Source organism: Nonomuraea sp. NPDC049607 (assembly GCF_040675375.1).
Classification (GTDB): domain Bacteria; phylum Actinomycetota; class Actinomycetes; order Streptosporangiales; family Streptosporangiaceae; genus Nonomuraea.
In genome coordinates this window covers 1-21750 of record NZ_JBFAOV010000016.1, presented here as the reverse complement: position 1 = coordinate 21750, position 21750 = coordinate 1, and the positions used below count along the sequence as shown (strand labels likewise).

General features: G+C 71.7%; 20 protein-coding genes. 9 read left to right on the top strand and 11 right to left on the bottom strand.

Annotation, left to right across the window (positions count from 1 at the left end; genetic code table 11):
• Positions 1-4 precede the first annotated feature (4 nt).
• Entirely contained in the window at positions 5-814 is an 810-nt protein-coding gene (locus AB0J97_RS28415) for a TIGR03619 family F420-dependent LLM class oxidoreductase (protein ID WP_364093811.1), read from the bottom strand.
• An 86-nt stretch (positions 815-900) separates the two neighbouring features.
• On the opposite strand from AB0J97_RS28415, the gene AB0J97_RS28410 reads away from it, so the two are divergent.
• Both AB0J97_RS28410 and AB0J97_RS28405 read left to right on the top strand, forming a co-directional pair.
• A complete protein-coding gene (locus AB0J97_RS28410) occupies positions 901-2148 on the top strand; it encodes an LLM class flavin-dependent oxidoreductase (RefSeq protein WP_364093808.1) in 1248 nt (415 codons plus the stop codon).
• Positions 2145-3014 carry a TIGR03619 family F420-dependent LLM class oxidoreductase gene (locus AB0J97_RS28405; protein ID WP_364093804.1) on the top strand — a complete coding sequence of 290 codons (870 nt, stop codon included), beginning with the start codon at positions 2145-2147 and terminating at the stop codon, positions 3012-3014. The genes AB0J97_RS28410 and AB0J97_RS28405 overlap by 4 nt, the downstream gene beginning before the upstream one ends.
• Positions 3015-3066: 52 nt before the next feature.
• Here AB0J97_RS28405 and AB0J97_RS28400 read toward each other — a convergent pair whose 3' ends face one another.
• Positions 3067-3522 (bottom strand): MarR family winged helix-turn-helix transcriptional regulator, encoded by a 456-nt coding sequence (locus AB0J97_RS28400; RefSeq protein ID WP_364093801.1) that lies wholly within the window; start codon positions 3520-3522, stop codon positions 3067-3069.
• 63 nt (positions 3523-3585) lie between these two features.
• Between AB0J97_RS28400 and AB0J97_RS28395 the strand changes: the two genes are divergently transcribed.
• The 3 genes from AB0J97_RS28395 to AB0J97_RS28385 are packed head-to-tail and all read left to right on the top strand — an operon-like array spanning position 3586 to position 6000.
• On the top strand, positions 3586-4764 hold the full coding sequence (locus tag AB0J97_RS28395; protein WP_364093798.1) for an NAD(P)/FAD-dependent oxidoreductase: 1179 nt from the start codon (positions 3586-3588) through the stop codon (positions 4762-4764).
• A gap of 49 nt (positions 4765-4813) precedes the next feature.
• Entirely contained in the window at positions 4814-5626 is an 813-nt protein-coding gene (locus AB0J97_RS28390) for a HipA family kinase (RefSeq protein WP_357694612.1), read from the top strand.
• Positions 5623-6000: a DUF3037 domain-containing protein gene (locus AB0J97_RS28385; protein WP_357694614.1), complete on the top strand. Its 378-nt coding sequence runs from the start codon at positions 5623-5625 to the stop codon at positions 5998-6000. The genes AB0J97_RS28390 and AB0J97_RS28385 overlap by 4 nt, the downstream gene beginning before the upstream one ends.
• 9 nt (positions 6001-6009) lie before the next feature.
• On the opposite strand, the gene AB0J97_RS28380 is transcribed toward AB0J97_RS28385, so the two are convergent.
• The 4 genes from AB0J97_RS28380 to dxr all read right to left on the bottom strand — a co-directional run bounded on the left by AB0J97_RS28380 (position 6010) and on the right by dxr (position 10999).
• A complete protein-coding gene (locus AB0J97_RS28380; protein WP_364094284.1) occupies positions 6010-6852 on the bottom strand; it encodes a GNAT family N-acetyltransferase in 843 nt (280 codons plus the stop codon).
• Positions 6853-6888: 36 nt separating this feature from the next.
• Complete coding sequence (locus AB0J97_RS28375; protein ID WP_364093794.1) at positions 6889-8469, bottom strand: alpha/beta hydrolase; 1581 nt, start codon at positions 8467-8469, stop codon at positions 6889-6891.
• Positions 8470-8598: 129 nt separating this feature from the next.
• Positions 8599-9768, bottom strand: coding sequence for a flavodoxin-dependent (E)-4-hydroxy-3-methylbut-2-enyl-diphosphate synthase (gene ispG / locus AB0J97_RS28370; protein ID WP_357694618.1), 1170 nt, complete (start codon positions 9766-9768; stop codon positions 8599-8601).
• Between the two features lie 40 nt (positions 9769-9808).
• Positions 9809-10999 (bottom strand): 1-deoxy-D-xylulose-5-phosphate reductoisomerase, encoded by a 1191-nt coding sequence (dxr, locus tag AB0J97_RS28365; protein WP_364093790.1) that lies wholly within the window; start codon positions 10997-10999, stop codon positions 9809-9811.
• Positions 11000-11381: 382 nt separating this feature from the next.
• Between dxr and AB0J97_RS28360 the strand changes: the two genes are divergently transcribed.
• Positions 11382-12446 (top strand): trypsin-like serine protease, encoded by a 1065-nt coding sequence (locus AB0J97_RS28360; RefSeq protein ID WP_357694622.1) that lies wholly within the window; start codon positions 11382-11384, stop codon positions 12444-12446.
• A gap of 72 nt (positions 12447-12518) precedes the next feature.
• On the opposite strand, the gene AB0J97_RS28355 is transcribed toward AB0J97_RS28360, so the two are convergent.
• Positions 12519-13946 carry an aldehyde dehydrogenase family protein gene (locus tag AB0J97_RS28355; protein WP_364093787.1) on the bottom strand — a complete coding sequence of 476 codons (1428 nt, stop codon included), beginning with the start codon at positions 13944-13946 and terminating at the stop codon, positions 12519-12521.
• 289 nt (positions 13947-14235) lie between these two features.
• On the opposite strand from AB0J97_RS28355, the gene AB0J97_RS28350 reads away from it, so the two are divergent.
• On the top strand, positions 14236-14883 hold the full coding sequence (locus AB0J97_RS28350; RefSeq protein ID WP_364093784.1) for a TetR/AcrR family transcriptional regulator: 648 nt from the start codon (positions 14236-14238) through the stop codon (positions 14881-14883).
• 11 nt (positions 14884-14894) lie between these two features.
• Here the strand turns inward: AB0J97_RS28350 and AB0J97_RS28345 are convergent, their stop codons facing one another.
• A complete protein-coding gene (locus tag AB0J97_RS28345; RefSeq protein ID WP_364093781.1) occupies positions 14895-16646 on the bottom strand; it encodes a PucR family transcriptional regulator in 1752 nt (583 codons plus the stop codon).
• 91 nt (positions 16647-16737) lie between these two features.
• Here AB0J97_RS28345 and gabT point away from each other — a divergent pair, with 91 nt between their 5' ends.
• Positions 16738-18066 (top strand): 4-aminobutyrate--2-oxoglutarate transaminase, encoded by a 1329-nt coding sequence (gene gabT, locus AB0J97_RS28340; protein WP_364093778.1) that lies wholly within the window; start codon positions 16738-16740, stop codon positions 18064-18066.
• Between the two features lie 210 nt (positions 18067-18276).
• The gene (locus tag AB0J97_RS28335; RefSeq protein ID WP_185845254.1) at positions 18277-18477 is read left to right on the top strand and encodes a hypothetical protein; all 201 of its coding nucleotides are present in this window, start codon (positions 18277-18279) and stop codon (positions 18475-18477) included.
• Between the two features lie 31 nt (positions 18478-18508).
• Here the strand turns inward: AB0J97_RS28335 and AB0J97_RS28330 are convergent, their stop codons facing one another.
• The 3 genes from AB0J97_RS28330 to AB0J97_RS28320 all read right to left on the bottom strand — a co-directional run.
• Entirely contained in the window at positions 18509-19723 is a 1215-nt protein-coding gene (locus AB0J97_RS28330; RefSeq protein WP_357694633.1) for a saccharopine dehydrogenase C-terminal domain-containing protein, read from the bottom strand.
• 168 nt (positions 19724-19891) lie between these two features.
• The gene (locus AB0J97_RS28325; RefSeq protein ID WP_364093772.1) at positions 19892-21049 is read right to left on the bottom strand and encodes an extracellular solute-binding protein; all 1158 of its coding nucleotides are present in this window, start codon (positions 21047-21049) and stop codon (positions 19892-19894) included.
• Between the two features lie 84 nt (positions 21050-21133).
• Positions 21134-21750, bottom strand: a 617-nt coding sequence (locus AB0J97_RS28320) for an aldehyde dehydrogenase family protein (RefSeq protein ID WP_364093769.1), incomplete at its 5' end; no start/stop codon positions are given.

Below are 21750 nucleotides of genomic sequence, written 5' to 3'. Positions count from 1 at the left end.
CCGCCTACAGCAGGCCGGCATAGGCGTCGAGGGCGCGCAGGACGACGTCCGCCGGGCCGCTCGGCAGGGTGGCCACGGCCTCCTCGATGCCGAGGCCGGCGAAGTAGTCGAGCTTCTCCCTGGTGGGCAGCGTCCCGAACGGGATCACCCTGGCCATGGGCCGCCCGGCCTTCTTGCACGCCTCGCGCAGCGCGGGCAGCGCGTCCTTGATCCCCTTGCCGCCGATGGGCATCCAGCCGTCGCCGTACTCGGCGATGTGGGCGAACAGCTTCGGCCCGGCGGCGCCGCCGAGGTAGACGGGCAGGTCGCGGACGGGCTTGGGCCACGACCAGGACGGTTCGAGCCCTTCGACGTCGGCCACCTCGTCCCGCCAGAAGGCCCGCATGGCCAGCACGTTGCGCCGGGCGACCTCGCGACGTCGCCCGTACGGCACGCCGTGGTTCTCGATCTCCTCGACGTTCCAGCCGAACCCGACGCCGACCACCACGCGCCCGCCCGACAGGTGGTCGAGCGTGGCCAGGGCCTTGGCTGTGACGATGGGGTCACGCTGGGCGGCGAGCAGGATGCCGGTGCCGACGCGCAGCCGCCGGGTCGCGGCGGCGGCGAAGGAGAGCGCGACCAGCGGGTCCAGCGTGCGCTTGTACTCCTCGGGCAGCTCGTCCTGGCCGCCGGCGGGCGGCGTGCGGCGGCTGACCGGGATGTGGGTGTGCTCGGGCAGGTAGAGCGAGTCGAGCCCGCGCTCCTCGGCCGCGGCCGCGAGGTCCTGGACCGGCATGGCCAGATCCGTGGCGAACATCGTGACACCCAGCCTCATACGGCCTCCTCATGTCAACCAAGCGATTGCTCGGCTAAGATTTCCAGGGTAGCTTGCAAGGCGACGTCCGCGGAAAGAGGTTCCCGGTGAAGTTCTCTATCTTCCTGAACCCGCAGATTCCAGGCTCTGGATACGCGGCCGAGGAGAACGCCAAGGCACGGCGTCCCATCGGACGCGACACCGAGTCGTATCAGCGGCTGCTGCACGAGGTGCGGGAGATAGCCGTCCACGCCGACCAGGTCGGGTTCGACGCGCTGATGATGACCGAGCACCACTTCCACTCCGAGGGGATGGAGTTCTCGGTCAATCCGCTGATGTTCCTCACCGACCTCGCCGCCCGGACCGAGCGCATTCTGCTCGCGCCGCTCGGCATGGTGCTGCCCGCCTGGGACCCGATCAGGGCCGCCGAGGACGTGGCGCTGCTCGACCAGTTCAGCAAGGGCCGCCTGCGACTCGGCGTGGCGCGCGGCTACCAGAACCGCTGGATGAACGTCCTCGGCCAGCGCTGGCAGGCCGCCGCCGCCCGCTCCGACGGCTCGGCCTCGGACACCCGGAACTTCGACGTCTTCGGCGAGGTGCTGAAGATCATGAAGATGGCCTGGACGCAGGAGACCCTCCGCTACAAGTCCGACGTGCTGGACTACGAGGTGCCGTACCCCTACGACGGTATCGAGGGCTGGCCCGCGATGGAATGGACCAGGACGTTCGGGGCGCCCGGTGAGGTCTCCGACGACGGGAAGATCCAGGCGATCTCGGTCTGCCCCCGGCCGTACCAGAACCCCCATCCGGAGCTGTGGCAGCCGTTCACGATCTCCGACCGGTCGGTCATCAGGGCCGCCCAGGAGGACATCCTGCCGTGGATGTTCACCCCCAACCCCGACGACCACGCCGCCAAGGCCAAGCTCTACCAGGAGGAGTCGGCCCGGCAGGGCCGCCAGTACAAGCTGGGCGAGCACACCGGCATCCTCAAGATCGTCGGCATCGCGGACACCACCGAAGAGGCGATCAACACCTTCGGCCGCAGCATCCCCAAGGACTTCGCCGCCTTCTTCGGCCCGTTCGGCTACCTGGAGGTGCTGCGCAAGAAGGAGGACGAGAAGCACAAGCCGATCTCCCCCGAGAAGGGCGACGCCAAGCGCATGAACGACGTGGAGATGGCGCTGTTCGGCACCCCCGACGACGTCAAGCGCGGCATTCAGCGCATGCTCGACCGCATGCCGGACCTGGAGTGGTTCGGCCTGTACATGCAGGGGCAGCAGGGCGTGCTCCCGCTGGACACGGTCAAGCGGAACCTGGAGATGTTCGCCACCAAGGTCGCGCCGGAGTTCCGATGAAGATGTGGCTGGGGGCCTCGTTCGCCCCGACGGACCAGTTCGTGGAGCTGGCGCGGGCGGCCGAGCGCTGCGGTTTCGACACCTTCACGCTGTCGGACCACCTCTTCTACACCGACTTCGCCTCCCGCTACCCGTACTCGCGGTCGGGCGCGCCCCGCTGGACCGCCGAGACGCACTGGCCCGACGTGTGGGTGACGATCGGCGCGATGGCCGCGGTGACCACGACGCTGCGCTTCTCGCCGAACGTCTACATCGCCCCGGCCCGCGACCTGTTCACCGTGGCCAAGCTGGTCTCCACGGCGGCGGTGCTGTCGCGGGAGCGGGTGACGTTCGGGGTCGGGGTGGGCTGGTGCGAGGAGGAGTTCGCCGGCACCGGCCAGGACTTCCACACCCGGGGACGCCGCCTCGACCGCATGCTGCCCACGCTGCGCGCCCTGTGGGCGGGCGAGACGGTCACGCTGGACGGCCTGCCTCCCCTGTCCATCTCCCCCGCCCCGGCCCGGCCCGTACCCGTCTACGTGGGTGGCGACAGCGAGGCGGCGCTGCGCCGGGCCGCCCGCTTCGGCGACGGCTGGCTGGGCAACCGCATCTACACCGAGGAGCAGCTCGACCCGGTGCTCGACACCCTCCGCCGGCACCTCGACGAGAACGGCAGGACGGGCCCGTTCGACATCGTCGCCCCGCTGGCCGTGCTGCCCGACGCCGAGACCTACCGCCGCTTCGCCGCCAAGGGCGTGACCGCCACCATGGCCGCCCCCTGGTGGCTGGCCACCCCCGAGGAGAAGGCCCGGTACGGCGAGGACACCCTCGACCTCAAGATCGCCACCATGGAACGCTTCGCCGAGGACGTCATCGCCAAGCTCTGACCCCGGCGGCCGGGACGATCCTGACCGGGCACGCGACACGTGCGCACCCCGGTCAGGACGCCCCTTCCGCCAGGTTGGCCATGATCCGCCGCAGCATGCCCGTGACCTGCTCGATCTCGTCCTCGGAGAAGCCCGAGAAGACCTGGCGGCTGACCCCGCCGAAGATCGGCGGCAGGAGGGGCGTCAGCGCGTGGCCCTTGTCCGTCAGCTCGATGACGACCGAGCGCCGGTCCTCCGGCCGCCGGACCCGCCGCAGCAGCCCCTTGGCCTCCAGCCGGTCCAGCAGCCGGGTCATCCCGGCCGTGTCCGTGCCGAGCCGGCCCTTCAGCACGCCGGGCGTGCTCCGGCCGCCCGCCGCGTGCAGCAGCAGCGCCGCCTGCTGCGCGGTGAGCCCGAGCGGGGCCAGGCGGCGCTCGGTCTCGGTGTTGAGCTCCCGCCCCACCTGCACGAGCAGCGACCCGCCGCCCAGCACCAGCTCGAACGGCGGCGGCATTCGATCGTCGGTCACGCGCCCCAGAATAGCTGGCGAGAGCATTTACTGTCGCGACAGCTATCGTCTATCGTCACATCCATGGACACCTCTGCTCGTGTCATCGTCGTGGGAGGCGGCATCGGCGGCTTATCCCTGGCCCAGGGCCTGCGCAAGGCGGGGTTCGAGCCCACCGTGCTGGAACGCGACCCCGCACCCGGCCACCGCCCCCAGGGTTACCGCATCAGCCTCAAGGAGACCGGCGCCGAGGCGCTGCGGGCCTGCCTGCCTCCCGGCCTGTACGACCTGGCCGTGGCCACCTCCATCCGCCCGGCCACCCGCATGACCTTCATGGACACCCGGCTGGTCCCCAAGTTCTCCAAGGACATCCCGCCCCAGCTCCCCGGCGTGGACGGCCTCGGCGTCAACCGGCTCACCCTCCGCGAGATCCTCCTGTCCGGCCTCGACGTACGCTTCGGCACCGAGTACACCCACTACGAGCCGCTGCCCGGCACGAGGGTCCGCGCCCACCTCGCCGACGGCTCCACCCTGGACGGCGACCTGCTCGCCGGCGCGGACGGCGTCGGCTCCCGCGTCCGCGGCCAGCTGCTCCCCGACGCCGTCGTGGACCGGCTCGACCAGGCCCTGTACGGCCGGACCGCGCTGACCCCCGACCTGCTCGCCGCCACGCCCCCGGACCTGGTCGACACCTTCAACCGGGTCACCGCGGCCGACCACACCGCGTTCTCCGTGGCCACCTGCCGCCCCTGCACGCCGGTGGCCGAGGCCGTCGCCCGGCACGCCCCCGGCCTGGAGCTGACCGACGTCCCCGGCTACTTCTCCTGGACGCTGACCGTCCCCGGCGCCCGGCCCGACGACACCTCGCCCGCCGGCCTGCACCGGCTCGCGCTCGCCGCGGTCGCCGGCTGGCACGAGGGCGTGCGCCGGATCGTCGAGCGGGCCGACCCCGAGGCGACGTTCCTGGTGCACACCCACGCGGCCCGGCGCGTGCGCCCCTGGGACGAGCCCGCGGTGACCCTGCTCGGCGACGCCGTGCACAGCATGAGCCCGGGCCGCGGCGAAGGCGCGAACATCGCGCTGCGCGACGCCCGCACCCTGTGCGCGAACCTGGCCGCGGCCGCCGCCGAGGGCCGGACGCTCGCCGAGGCGAAGACGGCCTACGAACACGCCATGCTGGACTACGCGTTCGCCGCCGTCGAGGCGTCGTCGCGGCAGCCGTTCGCGCCCTTCACCCGTCCCGCCCGGCCGTCCGGGGGGTGAGCCGCGCCGGGAGTTCGGAAGGGGGCCCCGGTGACGATAGCCTCGTCCCGTGCTGGAAAAGATCGCAGCCACCCGATATGTGACCCCGTTGCGAGAGGGCGGGTCGCTGCCGGGCGTCGTCGAGGCCGATGACCTCGGCACATACGTCGTGAAGTTCCGCGAGGCGGGCCAGGGCCGGCGGGTGCTCGTCGCGGAGATCATCGCCGCCGAGCTGGGCCGCCGGCTGGGGCTGCGCACGCCCGAGCTCAAGCTCATCGATCTCGACCCGCAGCTCGGCGTCCGCGAGCCCGACGAGGAGGTCCAGGACCTCCTCAAGGCCAGCACCGGCCTCAACCTGGCGGTCGACTTCCTGCCCGGCGCGCTCGGCTTCGACCCGCTGGGCTGGATCCCCGACCCGATGTTCGCCTCCCGGGCGGTCTGGTTCGACGGCCTGATCCACAACGTCGACCGGAGCTGGCGCAACCCCAACCTGCTGGTCTGGCACCGCGACATCTGGCTCATCGACCACGGCGCGGCCCTGTGGTTCCACCACAACTGGCGCACGGCCGACCCGCAGCGCGTGTTCGACGCCGGCGACCACGTGCTCGCGCCGTTCGCCGCCGACGTGCCGGCCGCGGGCGAGGAGCTGGCCGGGCGGATCACCCGCGAGCTGCTGGACGAGGTGACGGCCCTGGTGCCCGACGAGTGGCTCGACGGCGAGCCGGGGTTCGACTCCGCCCACGACGTGCGCGAGGCTTACACCGACCATCTGCTGCGCCGGGCGCACGGGCCGCGCGAGTGGCTGCTGCGCCGCCCCGGCAAGGAGCACAAGGCGTCCGGGCCCGGGTCGGTCGGCGAGTTCTGGCGGGGAGGCAGCCGGTGACCAGAGATGTCTACGAGTACGCGGTGATCCGCGTCATGCCCAAGGTGGAGCGCGGCGAGCTGATCAACGCCGGCGTGCTGCTCTACTGCCAGCCGCGCGACTACCTGTGCGCGCGCGTCCAGCTCGACCCGGCCCGCCTGCGAGCCCTCGACCCCGGGGCCGACCTCGACGGCGTGCGCCACGCGCTCAGCGCCTACGAGCGGGCCTGCGGCGACCGGCCGGGCCCTCTCGCGGACGAGCCGCTGGGCGGCCGGTTCCGCTGGCTGACCGCGCCGCGCAGCACGATCGTGCAGACCGGCCCGGTGCACGCGGGGCTCACCACCGACCCCGACACCGAGCTGGCCCGCCTCTTCGACAAGCTGGTACGCCTCTAGCCGGGCGTCTCAGAACAACACCGACATGAAGGTGTCGACCTCGCGGAACCCCACCTTGCGGTAGACCGCCCGCGCCGAGTGGTTGTAGTCGTTGACGTAGAGCGACACGACCGGGGCGAAGCAGCTCATCGCCGCCTCCACGACCGCCGCCATGCCCGCCACCGCGTGGCCCTTGCCCCGCAGGTCGGGGGCCACCCACACGCCCTGGATCTGGCAGGCGTGCGGCGTGACCGCGCCCACCTCGGCCTTGAACACCACCCGGCCGTCGTCGATGCGCGCGTAGGAGCGGCCGATGCGGATCAGCTCGGCGACTCGCGTGCGGTAGAGCGCGCCGCCGTCGCCGAGGTTGGGCGAGACGCCCACCTCCTCGGTGAACATCGCCACGCACGCCGGCAGCAGGATGTCGAACTCCTCCGGCCGCACCCGGCGCACCAGCGGATCGGCCGGTACGGGGGCCTTGCTGGAGGTCGCCATCACCGGCTGCGCCCACCGGACGGCGCGCGCCCTGCCCCAGTGCGGCTCCAGCCGCTCCCACAGCAGGGACACCGCCTCGACGGGGCCCACGATGGACGAACACCTGCGCCCCTGCTTGCGGGCACGGTCGGCGAACGCGTGCACGGCCTCAGGACCGGCGTTGACCGGCACCATGTTCGCGCCGGCGTAACAGAGCGACACGAGCCCGCCGCGCGGCCCGAACCCCCACATCTGCCCCCCGAGGCGTGCCGGATTGAGTCCGACGGCCCGCACCCGGGAGGAGACGAAGACGTTGGCGACCGGATCGCAGTCAAGCAGGGCGAGAACTTCGTCCCGGTCGCTGTCGTCGAGCACGCGCGACGCCGATGTACGCAGCATCACATGGTCAGACTACGCGAACGTCCCCCGAATAGCTCACCGGGACAGCACGTCGGTGAGCCGATCGTGACCCTGCGCGCCTCCCGACGCCATGTGGGCGGCCGGACTCGGGTCCGGCAGGGCCGCGCAGGACACCGTCCGGGCGGGCAGCGTGCCGTCGGCCAGGTACGCCGCGAGGTAGCCGTCCACGCAGCGGTTGCCGGCCAGGGACACGCCGTGGTTGCCGCCCTCGTCGATCACCAGGCCGCTCCTCGGGAAGCGCCGCTGCATGGCCAGCGCCCCCCGGTACGGCGTCGCGGCGTCGTCGCGCGACTGCAGGAACAGCACCTGCGGCAGCTTCGGCGAGCCGTGCACCGCGACCGGCGTGCCGCCCTTGACCGGCCAGAACGCGCACGGGGCGTTGAACCAGGCGTTCGGCCAGGTCAGGAACGGCGCCCTGGGGTGGAGCCGGGTCATGTCGGTGCGCCACTTGGTCCAGTCGCGCGGCCAGGCGGCGTCGCGGCACTGCACGCCGAGGTAGACGGCGTAGCCGTTCTCGTCGTCGGCGTCGTTCTTGCCGCGCCGGTTGTACGCCTCCACCAGCGGCTTCACGTCGCCCTTGCGCACGTAGGCGGACCAGGCCCGCGCGAACTCCGGCCACACCCGGTCGGTGTATCCGCCGAGGGTGAAGGTGTCGTCCAGCTCGCTCGGCCCCACCACGCCGCCGGCCGGGCGGGCGCGCAGCCGGTCGCGCATCGCGTAGTAGGCGAACGAGGTCTGCTTCAGCGTGCCGCCCAGCCGGTAGACGTCGTTGTGCCGGGCCGTCCAGGCGAGGAGGGCGCGGTGGCGGCGTTCGAAGGCGACGTCCTGGCTCAGGTTCGACCGGTACCAGACGCCCTCGGGGTTGACCGTGCTGTCCATGACGAGCCGCCTGACCCGCTGCGGGAACAGGGTCGCGTAGACGGCGCCGAGGTAGGTGCCGTACGAGTAGCCCAGGTAGCTGATCTTCTCCTCGCCCAGCGCCGCCCTGATCGCGTCCATGTCCCTGGCCGAGTTCTCGGTCGTCAGGTACGGCAGCATCCAGGACCAGTGGTCACCGCAGCCGGTGGCGTACTCGTCGGCCCTGGCCAGGAGCCTGCTCTCGTCGGCCGCCGAGTGCGGCACCGCGTCCGGCCGCGGCGCCCGGTAGTAGGCGTCGGGGTCCACGCAGTGGAGTGACGGCTCGCTGCCGCCCACCCCGCGCGGGTCGAACCCCACGACGTCGTAGCGCTCGCCCAGCCGGTTCGGCAGCCCGTTCGAGACGAACTCGGTCAGGTCGCGGCCCGAGGCGCCCGGCCCGCCCGGGTTGATCAGCAGGGTGCCGAGATGGTTGCCGTCCCTGGACACCTTGGCCTTGATGCGGTTGATCGCCAGCTTGATCGACTGCCCCCACGGGTCGTGGTAGTCGAGCGGCACGCGTACGGTGGCGCACTCCAGGTCGGCCCGGACCGTCTTGCCCTCCTTCGCCGGGCACGACCCCCAGACCACCTGCTGCGCCCACGTGACCGCACCCCTACCGGCCGACGCCACACCGTCCGCGCTGACAACCCCGGCGACCAGCACCGCGATGCCGACGGCAACACTGAATACGCGCTTCACCCAGCCCCTCCCCCTCGTCATGGCCCTGTGATGCTCCCGCGGGCGACGGGGTCATGACGCTGGGTATGGAGAAACGCTTGCCACTTTGTAATGGGCCCATTGCACCGGGTGACCGGGCCCCCGGGGCACTCAGCCCACGGTCACCTGGGGCCCGGAGACGGTGTCGTCGTCGAGGTCGATCTCGACGCCCATCTCCTCGGCCAGGCGCAGGGCCTCCTCGATCAGGGTCTCGACGATCTGCGACTCGGGGACGGTCTTGATGACCTCGCCCTTGACGAAGATCTGGCCCTTGCCGTTGCCGGAGGCGACGCCGAGGTCGGCCTCACGGGCCTCGCCGGGGCCGTTGACGACGCAGCCCATGACGGCCACCCGCAGCGGGACCTTGAGCCCCTCCAGGCCCGCCTGGACCTGCTCGGCCAGCGTGTAGACGTCGACCTGGGCCCGGCCGCACGACGGGCAGGAGACGATCTCCAGCCCCCGCTCGCGCAGCCCCAGCGACTCCAGGATCTGGGCGCCGACCTTGACCTCCTCGACGGGAGGCGCGGACAGCGAGACGCGGATGGTGTCGCCGATGCCCTCGGCCAGCAGCGCGCCGAAGGCCACCGCGGACTTGACCGTGCCCTGGAAGGCGGGGCCGGCCTCGGTGACGCCGAGGTGCAGCGGGTAGTCGCACTTGGCGGCGAGCAGCCGGTAGGCGTTGATCATGACGACCGGGTCGTTGTGCTTGACCGAGATCTTGATGTCGCGGAAACCGTGCTCCTCGAACAGCGAGCACTCCCACAGCGCGGACTCGACCAGCGCCTCGGGCGTGGCCTTGCCGTACTTCTGGAGCAGGCGGGGGTCGAGCGACCCGGCGTTGACGCCGATCCTGATCGGCACGCCGTGGTCAGCGGCCGCCTTCGCGATCTCGCCCACCTTGTCGTCGAACTTCTTGATGTTCCCGGGGTTGACGCGGACCGCCGCGCAACCCGCCTCGATGGCCGCGAACACGTACTTCGGCTGGAAGTGGATGTCGGCGATGACCGGGATCTGGGACTTCCTCGCGATGATCGGCAGCGCGTCCGCGTCGTCCTGCGACGGGACGGCCACGCGCACGATCTGGCAGCCGGACGCCGTCAGCTCGGCGATCTGCTGCAACGTGGCGTTGACGTCGGCGGTGACCGTCGTCGTCATCGACTGGACGGAGACGGGCGCGTCGCCGCCCACGGGAACGCTGCCGACCATGATCTGGCGGGAGTGCCGGCGTTCGGCGAGCGGCTTGGGGCGGACCGTCGGGATGCCAAGTGCTACAGAAGACATTTCTACCCTTAGGTGTGACGACGCTACCCAGTCTAGGTAGCTAGAAGGACTGCCCGGCTGTGAGTTCGGCCGCACGTGCCCGGGCCCAGGCGTCGGCGGCCAGCACCTCCTCCACGCTGGAGGCCGGGGTGACGCGGTGTTCCTCGACGACCTTGGCGACCGTGTCGACGATCGCGGGGAAGCGCAGCCCGCCCCTGGTGAACGCCTCGACGCAGACCTCGTTGGCGGCGTTGTAGACGGCGGGCGCGGTGCCGCCCTCGGCGCCGACGTGCCTGGCCAGCGCGACGGCCGGGAAGGCCGCGTCGTCGAGCGGCTCGAAGGTCCAGGTGTGGGCCTTGGTCCAGTCGACGGGCCGGGCCGCGCCGGGCACGCGGGCCGGGTGGGCCAGCGCGAGCGCGATCGGCAGGCGCATGTCGGGCGGGCTGGCCTGGGCGATGGTGGAGCCGTCGACGTACTCGACCATGGAGTGGATCACCGACTGCGGGTGGACCACGACCTCGATGCGGTCGAAGCCGATGTCGAACAGCAGGTGGGCCTCGATGACCTCCAGCCCCTTGTTGACCAGGGTGGCGGAGTTGATGGTGATGACCGGGCCCATGGACCAGGTCGGGTGGGCCAGCGCCATCTCGGGGGTGACGTCGGCCATCTCCTCGCGCTTCATGCCCCTGAACGGGCCGCCGCTGGCGGTGATGACGAGCTGCCTGACGGCGTCGGGGTCGTGGCCGCCGGGACCGGCCGCCCACAGGCACTGCTGCACCGCCGAGTGCTCGGAGTCGACCGGGAGGATCTGCCCCGGCGCGGCCAGCCGCTTGACCAGCGGCCCGCCGATGATCAGGGACTCCTTGTTGGCCAGCGCGAGCGTGCGGCCGGCCTTCAGGGCGACCAGCGTGGACGTCAGGCCCAGCGCGCCGGTGATGCCGTTGAGCACGGTGTCGCACCGCCAGGCCGCGACCTCGGCGACGCCCTCGTGGCCGCCCAGCACGACGGGGGAGGCCCCACGCGCGGCCAGCGCCTCCTTCAGCGCCGGGACGGCGGCGGCGTCGGCCACCGCCACGACCTCCACGCCGAACTCGGCCGCCTGAGCGGCCAGCGCCTCGACCCTGCCGCCCCCGGCCGCGAGCCCGGCGACCTTGAACCCGGCGGGGTCGGCGGCGATGACGTCGAGGGCCTGGGTGCCGATCGAGCCGGTGGAGCCGAGCACGACGACTGAGCGGAGGGTCTCTGCATGCACCTGTCCATTGTCCCCGCTGCCGGGGGCGGACGGGCACGTGAGGGGCTCACGGCCGCGATCCCGTCCCTTAAGTGACGGGTGATAACCGCGACCATTTATGTCCAGATATCGCCATACCGGGATGCGCATGTCTTGAGAAATCCCGATTATTGTGCGGCTACCTTCCCGACCTCGGAGCCGGGTTTCGGCAGGTTACGTAATGCGCCGCGGATCCCGCCCCGCCGTCCGTCCTCACCTTCGCCGCCGCAGGCATCGCCCTGCCTCCCAGCAGCGCGGCGCGAAGCACAGGCCGTCTACCGACCAGCGCGAAGCGCCAACGCAGTCTGCCGGATTTACGGAAAGTAGCCACAAGAACACATCTCGTGGTGCACACTCTGGGGCCATGACCCTGAGCACCTCCCTGCTTGCGGCCGCCCCGCTGATGGCGGGGCTGATGGGACCGGCGATGCTCGGCGCGGTCCCCGTCCAGCAGCAGGTCGATCGTCCCGCCGTCGAGCACTCCGCGGCCCGGCGGAGCCTGGTGGTCGAGCACGAGGCCGCCCGCGACGACGCCGAACAGCGGCGCGTGCTCGGCTACTGGACCCCGCAGCGCATGGCGGCGGCCCTGCCCATCGGCTTGCTCGACTCCGTGACCGACGGCGACGGCCTGCTCAGCGGCCTGACCGGCCGCGGCGGGGTGCGGGCGACGCCCGGCGTGTCCGACGGCCACACCGAGATCAACCTGGGCCGGCGGCACCAGGCGTCGTCCAGGCCCCAGGCCAGCACGATCGGCGCGCGCTGGAGCACCGGCGGGGCCGTGACCAGGACCACCGGCCGGGTGTTCCTGACCCTGGCGGGGGCCGACTTCGTCTGCTCGGCCAGCACGGTCACGAGCGCCAGCAAGGACCTCGTCGTCACCGCCGGCCACTGCGTCAAGGACGGCGCCGGCGAATGGGCCGAGAACTGGACGTTCGTCCCCGGCTACGGCAGGGGCGGCGAGCAGCCCTTCGGCCAGTACGCGGCCCGCCGCATGTTCGTCTCCGCCCCCTGGTCGCGCTCGGCCGACGACAACCACGACGTCGGCATGGTCGCCCTGGCCACCTCGGGCGGCCGGCACGTCGCCGACGTCGTGGGCACCCAGGACATCGCCTTCAACGCCCGGCGCGGCGGCCAGACCTACGGCTTCGGCTACCCGGCCGACCCTCCCTACGACGGCGACCAGCTCGTCTACTGCGCGGGGCGGCTGCGCGACGACCCGTACAAGCAGACGCGCGACCAGGGGCTCGGCTGCGCCATGACCGCCGGTTCGAGCGGCGGCCCCTGGATGTCCGGCTTCGACCCGATGACCGGCCGCGGCACGATCACCTCGCTGAGCAGCTTCAAGTACAGCGACGACCAGCACACCATGTACGGCCCGTACTTCGGCCAGGCCGCCAAGGCGGTCTACACCACGGCCGAGCGCGCCTGAGACCAAGGGGGCGCACCGTCCCGTGCGCGCCCTCGGTCTCTTTGAGGTCGCCGCCCTAGCCCTGCTGGCGAGCTACAGCGACAGGCCGGTGAGCACCATGACCTTCTCGTAGGTCAGGTCCTCCATGGCCGAGTGCAGGCCCTCGCGGCCGATGCCGGAGTCCTTCACGCCGCCGTACGGCATCTGGTCGGCCCGGTACGACGGCACGTCACCGATGATCACGCCGCCGACCTCCAGTTCGCGGTTGGCCCGGAAGGCGGCGTCCAGCGAGCGGGTGAAGACGCCGGCCTGGAGGCCGTACTTGGAGTCGTTCACCGTGGCGTACGCCTCGTCGATCGAGGCGACCGGCTGCAGGATCATGACCGGCCCGAAGACCTCCTCGCAGGCCACCTTGGCGTCCTGCGGGACGTCGGCCAGCACGGTCGGCGCGACCGTGGCGCCCTCGCGGGTGCCGCCGGCCAGGACGCGGGCGCCGGCGGCGACCGCCTCCCGCACCCACTGCTCCACGCGCTCGGCGGCGGCCTCCGACACCAGCGGCCCGACCTGGGTCTTCTCGTCGGCCGGGTCACCCGTGACGAGCCCGGCGACGGCCGGCAGCAGGCGCTCGACGAAGGCGTCGTAGACCGGCTGCTCGACGATCACCCGCTGGACGGCGATGCAGCTCTGACCGGCCTGGTAGTTGGAGAACAGGGCGATGCGCTGCGCGGCCCAGTCGAGGTCGGCGTCGGCCAGCACGACGGCCGCGGCGTTGCCGCCCAGCTCCAGGGTCACGTGCTTGCGCGGCACCTGGTCGGCGATGGCGTAGCCGACGGGCGCGGAGCCGGTGAAGGAGACGACGGGCAGGCGGGGGTCGTCCACGAGGGCGGCGGCGCGCTCGTTCTGGACGGGCAGCACCGAGAACATGCCGGCGGGCAGGTCGGTCTCGGCCAGGATCTCGCCGAGGATCAGCGAGGACAGCGGCGTGGCGGGCGCGGGCTTGACGATGATCGGGGCGCCGACGGCGATGGCGGGCGCGACCTTGTGGGCGACCAGGTTCAGCGGGAAGTTGAACGGGGTGATCGCCAGCACCGGGCCCTTGGGCACGCGGGAGACGTAGGCGAGGCGGCCCGCGGCGGCGGGCTCGGTGTCGAGCCGCTGCACCTGGCCGGACCAGCGGCGGGCCTCCTCGGCGGCGAAGCGGAAGGTGGAGATGGCGCGGTTGACCTCGCCGCGCGCCCAGAAGATCGGCTTGCCGTTCTCGGCGGTGATCAGGTGGGCGATCTCCTCGGCCCGCTCGGCCAGCCGACGCGAGACGTGGGCCAGGGCCTCGGCACGTACGTGCACGGGCAGCGCGGCGGCCTCGCGCGAGACCGCGTGGGCGGCCGCGACGGCCTCCTCGACCTGGGCATCGGTCGGTACGGAGTACCGGCCCACCTCACGACCGTCGTGGGGGTTGGTCACGGTGAGCTCGGTTTCGCCGGTGGCGGGCCGGCCGGCAAGCCAGAAGGTACGCACGTCCATACCCATGACGTTATGCCAAGCGGGAGTTCGGGGATTTACACCAGGGTGCACAAGACTCCCACGAGCGCTCACCGTTAAGTACAAGCCCTGGTGTATACCCATGATGTAACAGAAGTAGACCCAATTCGGGATGTTTACCATGCGGAGTGGTTTGAGCGATCTCCGCCATGGCTAAGTCATCGAGTGCGGGTCTCCAGCGCGGTGGGCCCCAGACTCAGAAAGGCGTGGGCCCCGTGACCGAGCAAGAGGTCACAAGGACACTGAGCTCCTTGGTCGCTGGGGAGGTCGCATGACCTCGACGCCGCTGGGCCTGCAGGGTGCCTACCTGCTGGGCGAGCGCGCCACCCACGACGAACTCCGTTCCCGCCTGCTCGACGTGGCCGTGAACCTGCTTCAGAGCGAGGGTCCCGACAGTCTGACCATGCGCAGGATCGCGGCCGAGGCCGGCTGCACGACGACCGTCATCTACACGATGTTCGGCAACCGGGAGGGCCTGGCCGAGGCGCTTTACCTGGAGGGTTTCGAGCGGTTTCGCCGCCTGCTCGAAGCGGTCCCGCAGCGGCGCAACCCGCTGGAGTACCTGACCGCGCTCGGCCCCGCCTACCGGCAGGCATGCCTGGCCGAGCCCGGCTACTACAGCCTGATGTTCGAGCAGGCCATCCCCGGTTTCGAACCCAGCGAGCGGGCCAGGACGCTCGCCCGCGCGGCCCTGAACATCCTCGACCGGGTGATCGCCGACTGCATCTCCGCCGGCTACCTGACGCCGACCCAGCCACGCAAGATCGCCGACGCTCTCTGGGCCGCCGCCCAGGGCGCGATCAGTCTGGAACGGGCCGGCCACCTGCGGGACGACCGCACGTACGAGGCGGTCACCCTGGCCATGATCTGCTGCTACCTGGTGGACAAGGACAACCTGCCGTCGGCCCCCGGCCGCTGAAGGCCGTCGGGTCAGCGGCGGGCGGCCTCCAGGGCGAGCCAGAGTTCGGCGCGCACGCCCGGGTCGTCGAGGTCGCGGCCGAGGAGTTCGGCCACGCGGCGCATGCGGTAGCGCAGCGTGTGCCGGTGGACGCCGAGCCGCTGGGCCGCGGCGTCCCAGTGGCCGTTGCTGTCGAGGTAGGCGCGCAGGGACTCGACCAGGTCGGCACGGGAGCCGTACGCGGTGAGCGGGGCCAGTAGCGCGCCGGAGAACGCGCGCAGGGCGTCGGCGTCCAGCAGCGCGAGCAGCCCTTGCCCGGCCAGGTCGGCGAACCGCACCACGCCGCCGTCGCTGTGGGCCAGCGCCCGTCGCGCCTGGCCGAGGGCGTCGCGCAGGCCGTCGTAGCGGCACGGTGAGCTCACCCCGACCGGCCCCTCCGCCTCCCGCGCCACCTTCTCCACACTCCCCTCCCCCACCAGACAAACAACGACCGCCCCACCACCACCACCACCGCGGCCACGCCCGCCACCACCTCCGCCGTGCCCACCGTCGCTACCGCTGCCGCTGCGGCCGTGGCTGCTGCTGTGGGTGTGGTCGTGGCTGTGGGTGTGGTCGTCGAGGAGGGCTGTGAAGCCGTGGGGTTCCAGGGCCTCCAGGGCGCTCGCGCCCGCCGCCAGCACCACCAGCGGCTCGCCGGGCAGCCGTGCGCCGAGCGTGCCCGTCACCGAACGCGCCTGCTCGACCGCCCCGCCGAGCAGCAGTTCGAGCACGGCCGAGCGGAGCCGCCGCCCCGCCTCCCGCTGGGCCCTGCCCTGCTCCATGGCGAGCGTCAGCAGCGAGCCGGCGGCGTTGATCACCGTGTGGGTCACCGGCGAGAAGGATTTGCGCGCGCCGACCGCGAAGAAGCCGCGCGGCCGGGCGCCGCCGCCGAGCGGCTGGATCACGATGTGCTCGTCGGGCCCGGACAACGCAAGACTGGCCGGCACCCGCTCCACCCCCGGCCCTCCCCCACGCCCCCGCTCAGGCCCCTGGCCTCCCCCACGCCCCCGCTCACCGCTCGGCACACCTCCACGGACGCCCTCCCCGGCAGGCGTCCGCTCACCGCCACGAACGGGTTCCCCGGCTGCCGGCTGCTCACCGGCCGACCCGCGGCCGTCTGTGGCGGGCTGGTCGGGGTGGGGTCTTGCCGGGGCGCCGGTGCGCAGGCGGCGTAGCTCGGCCACCACGACCGGCACGTCGGCGCCGGGGGTGGCGTGCCGGACCTCGCCCGTCTCGTCGAGCAGGGCGGCCCAGCCGTCGATCTCCTTGGCGACCCGGTCGATGACCGCGTGCATGCCCTCCGGCCGCAGCGCCGCCCGGGTGAGCCGTCCCTGGGCGGCGAAGGCCCGGGTGATCTCGTCGTACTGCTCGGCCGCGAGCAGCTCGCTGACGACCTTGCCGATGGCGATGAACGGCGTCTCGCGCGGTACCTCGAACAGCGGCAGCCCGGCCTCGTCGGCGGCGCTGACCAGGGCGGGCGGGACGCGTTCGTGGGAGAGGCCGACGCCGAAGCCGAGCCCGGCCACCCCGCGCCCCACCAGCCGGGCGACATATCCGGAGAGGTCGCCCTCCAGGCGGATGCCCGTCGTCAGCAGCAGCTCCGAGCCCTCAAGGAACGGCGTCGGGTCCTCCAGCTCGCTGACCGCCACCCAGCGCACCTCCGCGTCGAGCGCTTCGGGGGCCGCCGCGCCCGCCAGCGGACGCAGCCCCATCCGTCGCACCACGGTGCGCAGCGAAGGTGCCATACGAGTTTGTCCATTCCGGCAAAGGCGAGCACCCCCAGTGTGCCATATCGACGTATCGGCCCAGGTCGGAGCCCGACGTAGCGTCGAGCCCATGAGCATTCCCCAGGAGCGGCGCGTCGTGACCGCGATCCCAGGCCCCAAGTCGCAGGAGCTGCTGGCCCGCAAGCAGGCCGCCGTCCCGTCCGGCATCGGCACCACGCTGCCGGTCTTCGTCACCCGCGCCGGCGGCGGCGTCCTCCAGGACGCCGACGGGAACTCTCTGATCGACTTCGGCTCCGGCATCGCCGTGACCAACGTGGGCAACTCCGCGCCGAAGGTCGTCGAGCGCGTCCAGAAGCAGGTGGCCGACTTCACCCACACCTGTTTCATGGTCACCCCGTACGAGTCGTACGTGCAGGTCTGCGAGAAGCTCAACCAGCTGACCCCCGGCGACCACGAGAAGCGCACCTTCCTGGTGAACTCGGGCGCCGAGGCCGTCGAGAACGCGGTCAAGGTGGCCCGGCACGCCACCGGCAGGCAGGCCGTCGTGGTGTTCGACCACGGCTACCACGGCCGCACGCTGCTCTCGATGACCATGACCGCCAAGAACATGCCGTACAAGCACGGCTTCGGCCCGTACGCGCCCGAGGTGTACCGGGTGCCGCTGGCCTACCCGTTCCGCTGGCCGACGGGCGCGGACAACTGCGCGGAGGAGGCCGCCGCGCAGGCCATCGACCAGATCAACAAGCAGGTCGGGGCCGAGAACGTGGCCGCCGTGGTGATCGAGCCGATCGCCGGCGAGGGCGGGTTCATCGTCCCGGCCAGGGGCTTCCTGCCGCGGATCGCCGAGTTCTGCCGGGCGAACGGCATCGTGTTCGTGGCCGACGAGGTCCAGACCGGCTTCGCGCGTACCGGTGACCTGTTCGCCTGCGAGGACGAGGGCATCGTCCCCGACATCATCTGCACCGCCAAGGGCATCGCGGGCGGCCTGCCGCTGGCCGCCGTGACCGGCCGCGCCGACCTGATGGACCACGTGCACGTCGGCGGCCTGGGCGGCACGTACGGCGGCAACCCGCTCGCCTGCGAGGCCGCGCTAGGCGTCCTGGAGACGATCGAGTCGGAGGACCTGGTCGCCAAGGCCCGCCGCATCGGCGAGATCATGCTCCCCCGCCTCCGGTCGCTCCAGGAGCGGTTCCCGGTGATCGGCGACGTGCGCGGACGCGGCGCGATGATCGCGATCGAGCTGGTCGAGCCGGGGACGAAGAACCCGGACCCGGCCGCCGTCCAGGAGATCGTCAAGCGCTGCCACGCCGAGGGCCTGGTGGTCCTGACCGCCGGCACGTACGGCAACGTGCTGCGCTTCCTGCCCCCGCTGGTCATGCCCGAGCACCTGCTTGAGGAGGGCCTGGGGATCTTGGAGAAGGCCGTCGCCGCTCTGTAGCAAAGACCGAAAAATCGGGCATCCACCTTGCGGCTGGATGCCCGATTTTGTGTGTGTAAAAGAGGTCACTCGGGTAGAGAATTCACCCTGGCTTGACGCTCAGCTAGACGATCACGGCCTCGGTCAGGGTTATAACGGATCCGGACATGCGGAGGAGCGATGACAGCTGGGAGCGTGATGAACTGGGGTCCCACCAGAACGGCACAGAGTATGTTGACGTTCGACCCTGAGGGCCTGAGCCTGGCCCAGCGCGACGGCGACGCCTGCGTCGTGTGCCACAAGAGGTGGCCGCGGCCTCGGGTCCGGGTCGGCAAGCTGCCCGACAACTCCTCCGTGCTCGCCTGCACCGAATGCGCCGAGGCGCTCCTGCCCGCTCCCATGGCGACCGTGGTGGCCTTCCCGGGCCGTTAGCCACGCGCTGACCACGGTTCCGACCGGGCCTTCAGGCCGCCACCGCCGCCTCGCGCAGGCCCCACGGCGAGCCGTACTCGCGCAGCAGGTCGAGGAACGGCACCGCGTCGAACGCCTCAGGGCCGAGCACGCCCTCGCCCTTCCACACCCCGGTCGCCACCAGCTCCAGCGCGACGACCGGATGGATCGCCGTCTGCCACACGACGGCCTGGGAGCCGTACTCCCGCATCGACCACTCGTTGTCCACCACGTGGTACAGGTACACCTCGCGCGGCGAGCCGTCCTTGCCGGTGCCCTTGACCCACGTGCCCGCGCAGGTCTTGCCGCGCATGCGTGCGCCCAGCGTCGCCGGGTCCGGCAGGCTCGCGGCGACCATGTCGCGCGGGGCCACCTCCGCCCCGCCCACCCTGATCTTGTCGGCGCTGTCCAGGCCCAGCTTGCGCAGCGTCTTGAGCACGCCGATGAACTCCTCGCCGAGCCCGTACTTGAACGTCACCCGGCGCGCCGGGATCCACCTCGGGACGAGCAGCACCTCCTCGTGCTCGACGTTCACGCACTCCACGGGCCCGATGCCGTCGGGGAAGTCGAACACCTCGGGCTCGCTGAACGGCTCGGTGGTGCGCCACTGCCCGTCCTCCCAGACGACGGGCGGGTTCAGGCACTCCTCGATCGTGGTCCAGATCGAGAACGTGGGCGCGAAGTCGTAGCCGTCGACGACGAGGTTGGCGCCGTCCCTGATGCCGATCTCGTCGATCTCGTCGAACAGGTGGTCGGCGGCGTAGCGGGCGAACACGTCCGCGAGCCCCGGCTCGACGCCCATGCCGACCAGCGCGAGCCGGCCCGCGCCGCGCCACTCGCCGTCGCGCTCGAACTGCCGGTCGCCCAGCTTCACCCCCGGCTTGCGGTACGGCTCACGCGGATGCGGCTTCGACAGCGACATCGCCATGTCCAGGTAGTGGGCCCCGGCCTCCAGCGCGGCCTCGAACAGCGGCATCGTGAAGCGCGGGTCGACCGCGTTGAACAGCACGTCACAGCGGTGCTCCCGGAGCGCCGCGACGACCTGCGCCCGGTCGGAGGCGTCCAGCTGGATGGCGGTGAAACGGGGGTCGTCCACGGCGGCGACGGCGGCGGCCGCCCGGCTCTGTTGGGAGTCGGCCACCACGATGTGTTCGTAGAAATGGCGGCGGGCGGCGATCGGGACCACGGCTGAACCGACGCCTCCGGCGCCGACAAGAAGGATTCTCATGGGAAGACCATACTCACTGACTGGTCATTCAGTCGAATTTCTGGCGCCAAGAAGGCCCCGGAACAGCGAGACGCCCCGGGACAGGGGGGAAGGCCCGGGGCGTCTCTGCAGGCGCACCTCGGGGGAAGGCGCGCCCGCGATGGGGTCGAGCGGAGGCGGCGGTCTCGCCTACTCGGCGAGCGCGGCCCACCGTTTCCCCCAGACGGCGTAATCAGTGCATTCCCCGTCCTCGCCGCGGCAACCGCCCGGCGGCCGGACGGCGAAGGCGACACGGCCGAGCCGCTTGGGGTCGCCGACGCCGTAGACGTCGCAGACGGACTTGGCCCGGCCCTTGCACGCCTTCTCGTTGGCCGGGGCGAGCCCCGCCCAGGCGGCCGCGTCACGCTGGGCGTCGGCCGCGGTCATCCAGGTCAGCCAGCGGTAGGCGCAGGTGGTGTCGGGCAGGTTGGCGCCGAGCATCCAGGAGTCGAGCCAGCCGGTGGTCGCCGTGGCGCCGACCGTCCTGACCGGTTTGCCGGCCTTCTGCAGCAGCAGGCGATAGTACGGTGTGGCCTGCGCGTAATCCAGCGACCCGGTGGCGAAGCCCTTGATCAGGTCGATCGGCTTCCGCCAGTAGGTGCGCTCCTTCTGCTGCCCGAGCAGCGCCATGGCCCGGTCGAGCTGCTCCTGGCTCAGCTCGTACGGGTCCTTGACGGTGGTGTCGGTCAGCGCGGCGTCGGCGATGGTCAGCGGGCTGTCGCGGAGCGCGGCCCGGCCGGAGGCGAACGCCTCGCTCATGCTCGGGTTCTTGACCTTGGCCGCGTCGTAGACGAACTCGTGGTACCCCCACAGGTACGGCACGCCGTAGACCTTGCCGGACACCTTCACCATGTCGCGGAAACGCTCGTCGAGGTCGTCGTAGCCGCCCACCTTGGCCGGGTCGATCGGCTGCACCAGCTTGCGGGTGATCAGGTCGCCGGCCAGCGCCGGGCCCGCCGAGATCAGGTCGTACGGGCGGTCGGCGGCCGCCACGGCCCGTTCCATCTCCTCGGCGGTGCGGACGGTGTCCAGGCGGGCCAGGCGGCAGCCGGTCTCCTTCTCGAAGGAGCCGACCCAGTTGGCCTTGGGGCTGACGCCGCCGTACTCGGCGTAGCCGCGGTAGGTGAGGATCTGGAGCGTGCCGTCGCTCTGGGTGGCCGTGGGCGAGGGCGTGGCCGTCGGGGTCGGCTTGGGGCTCGGCCTGGCGGCCGGCTGCCCGGCCGTCCCGGAGGCCGAGGACACCGCTCCCGTGCCGGCGACCAGCGCCGCCGTGGCCAGCGCCACGGCGGAAATGCGACGGCGTCTCACGATGTCCCCCCTTGTCCGTTGTGCTGGAGCTTACCGGGGACGGGACCAGGAGGGACGCCGGTCCCTCCCGGCCGGAGCCACGGGTTACCCGTTCGTGGGGAAGCCGAGGTTCACCCCACCATGCGACGGGTCCAGCCACCGCGAGGTCACCACCTTGCCCCGCGTGTAGAAATGCACCCCCTCGCCACCGTGCACATGCGTGTCACCGAACAACGACGACTTCCACCCGCCGAAGCTGTAGAACGCCATCGGCACCGGGATCGGCACATTGATCCCGACCATCCCCACCTCGACCTCGTTCTGGAACCGCCGCGCCGCACCGCCGTCATTGGTGAAGATCGCCGTACCGTTGCCGTACACACCCTCGTTGATCACCCGCAGGCCCTCCTCATACGAAGACACCCGCACCACCGACAACACCGGACCGAAGATCTCCTCCGTGTGCGTCCGCGACCCCACCGGCACCTGATCCAGCACCGACGGCCCCAGCCAGAACCCCTCGCCCCGGCCGCCCAGCACCTCGACCTCCCGCCCGTCCACCACCAGCTTGGCGCCCTCGGCCACACCCAGATCCAGGTAAGAGGCCACCTTGTCCCGATGCGCCCGCGTCACCAGCGGCCCCATCTCCGACCGCGGATCATCACCCGGCCCGACCACCAACCGGCCCACCCGCTCCACGATCTTCCCGACCAGCTCATCCC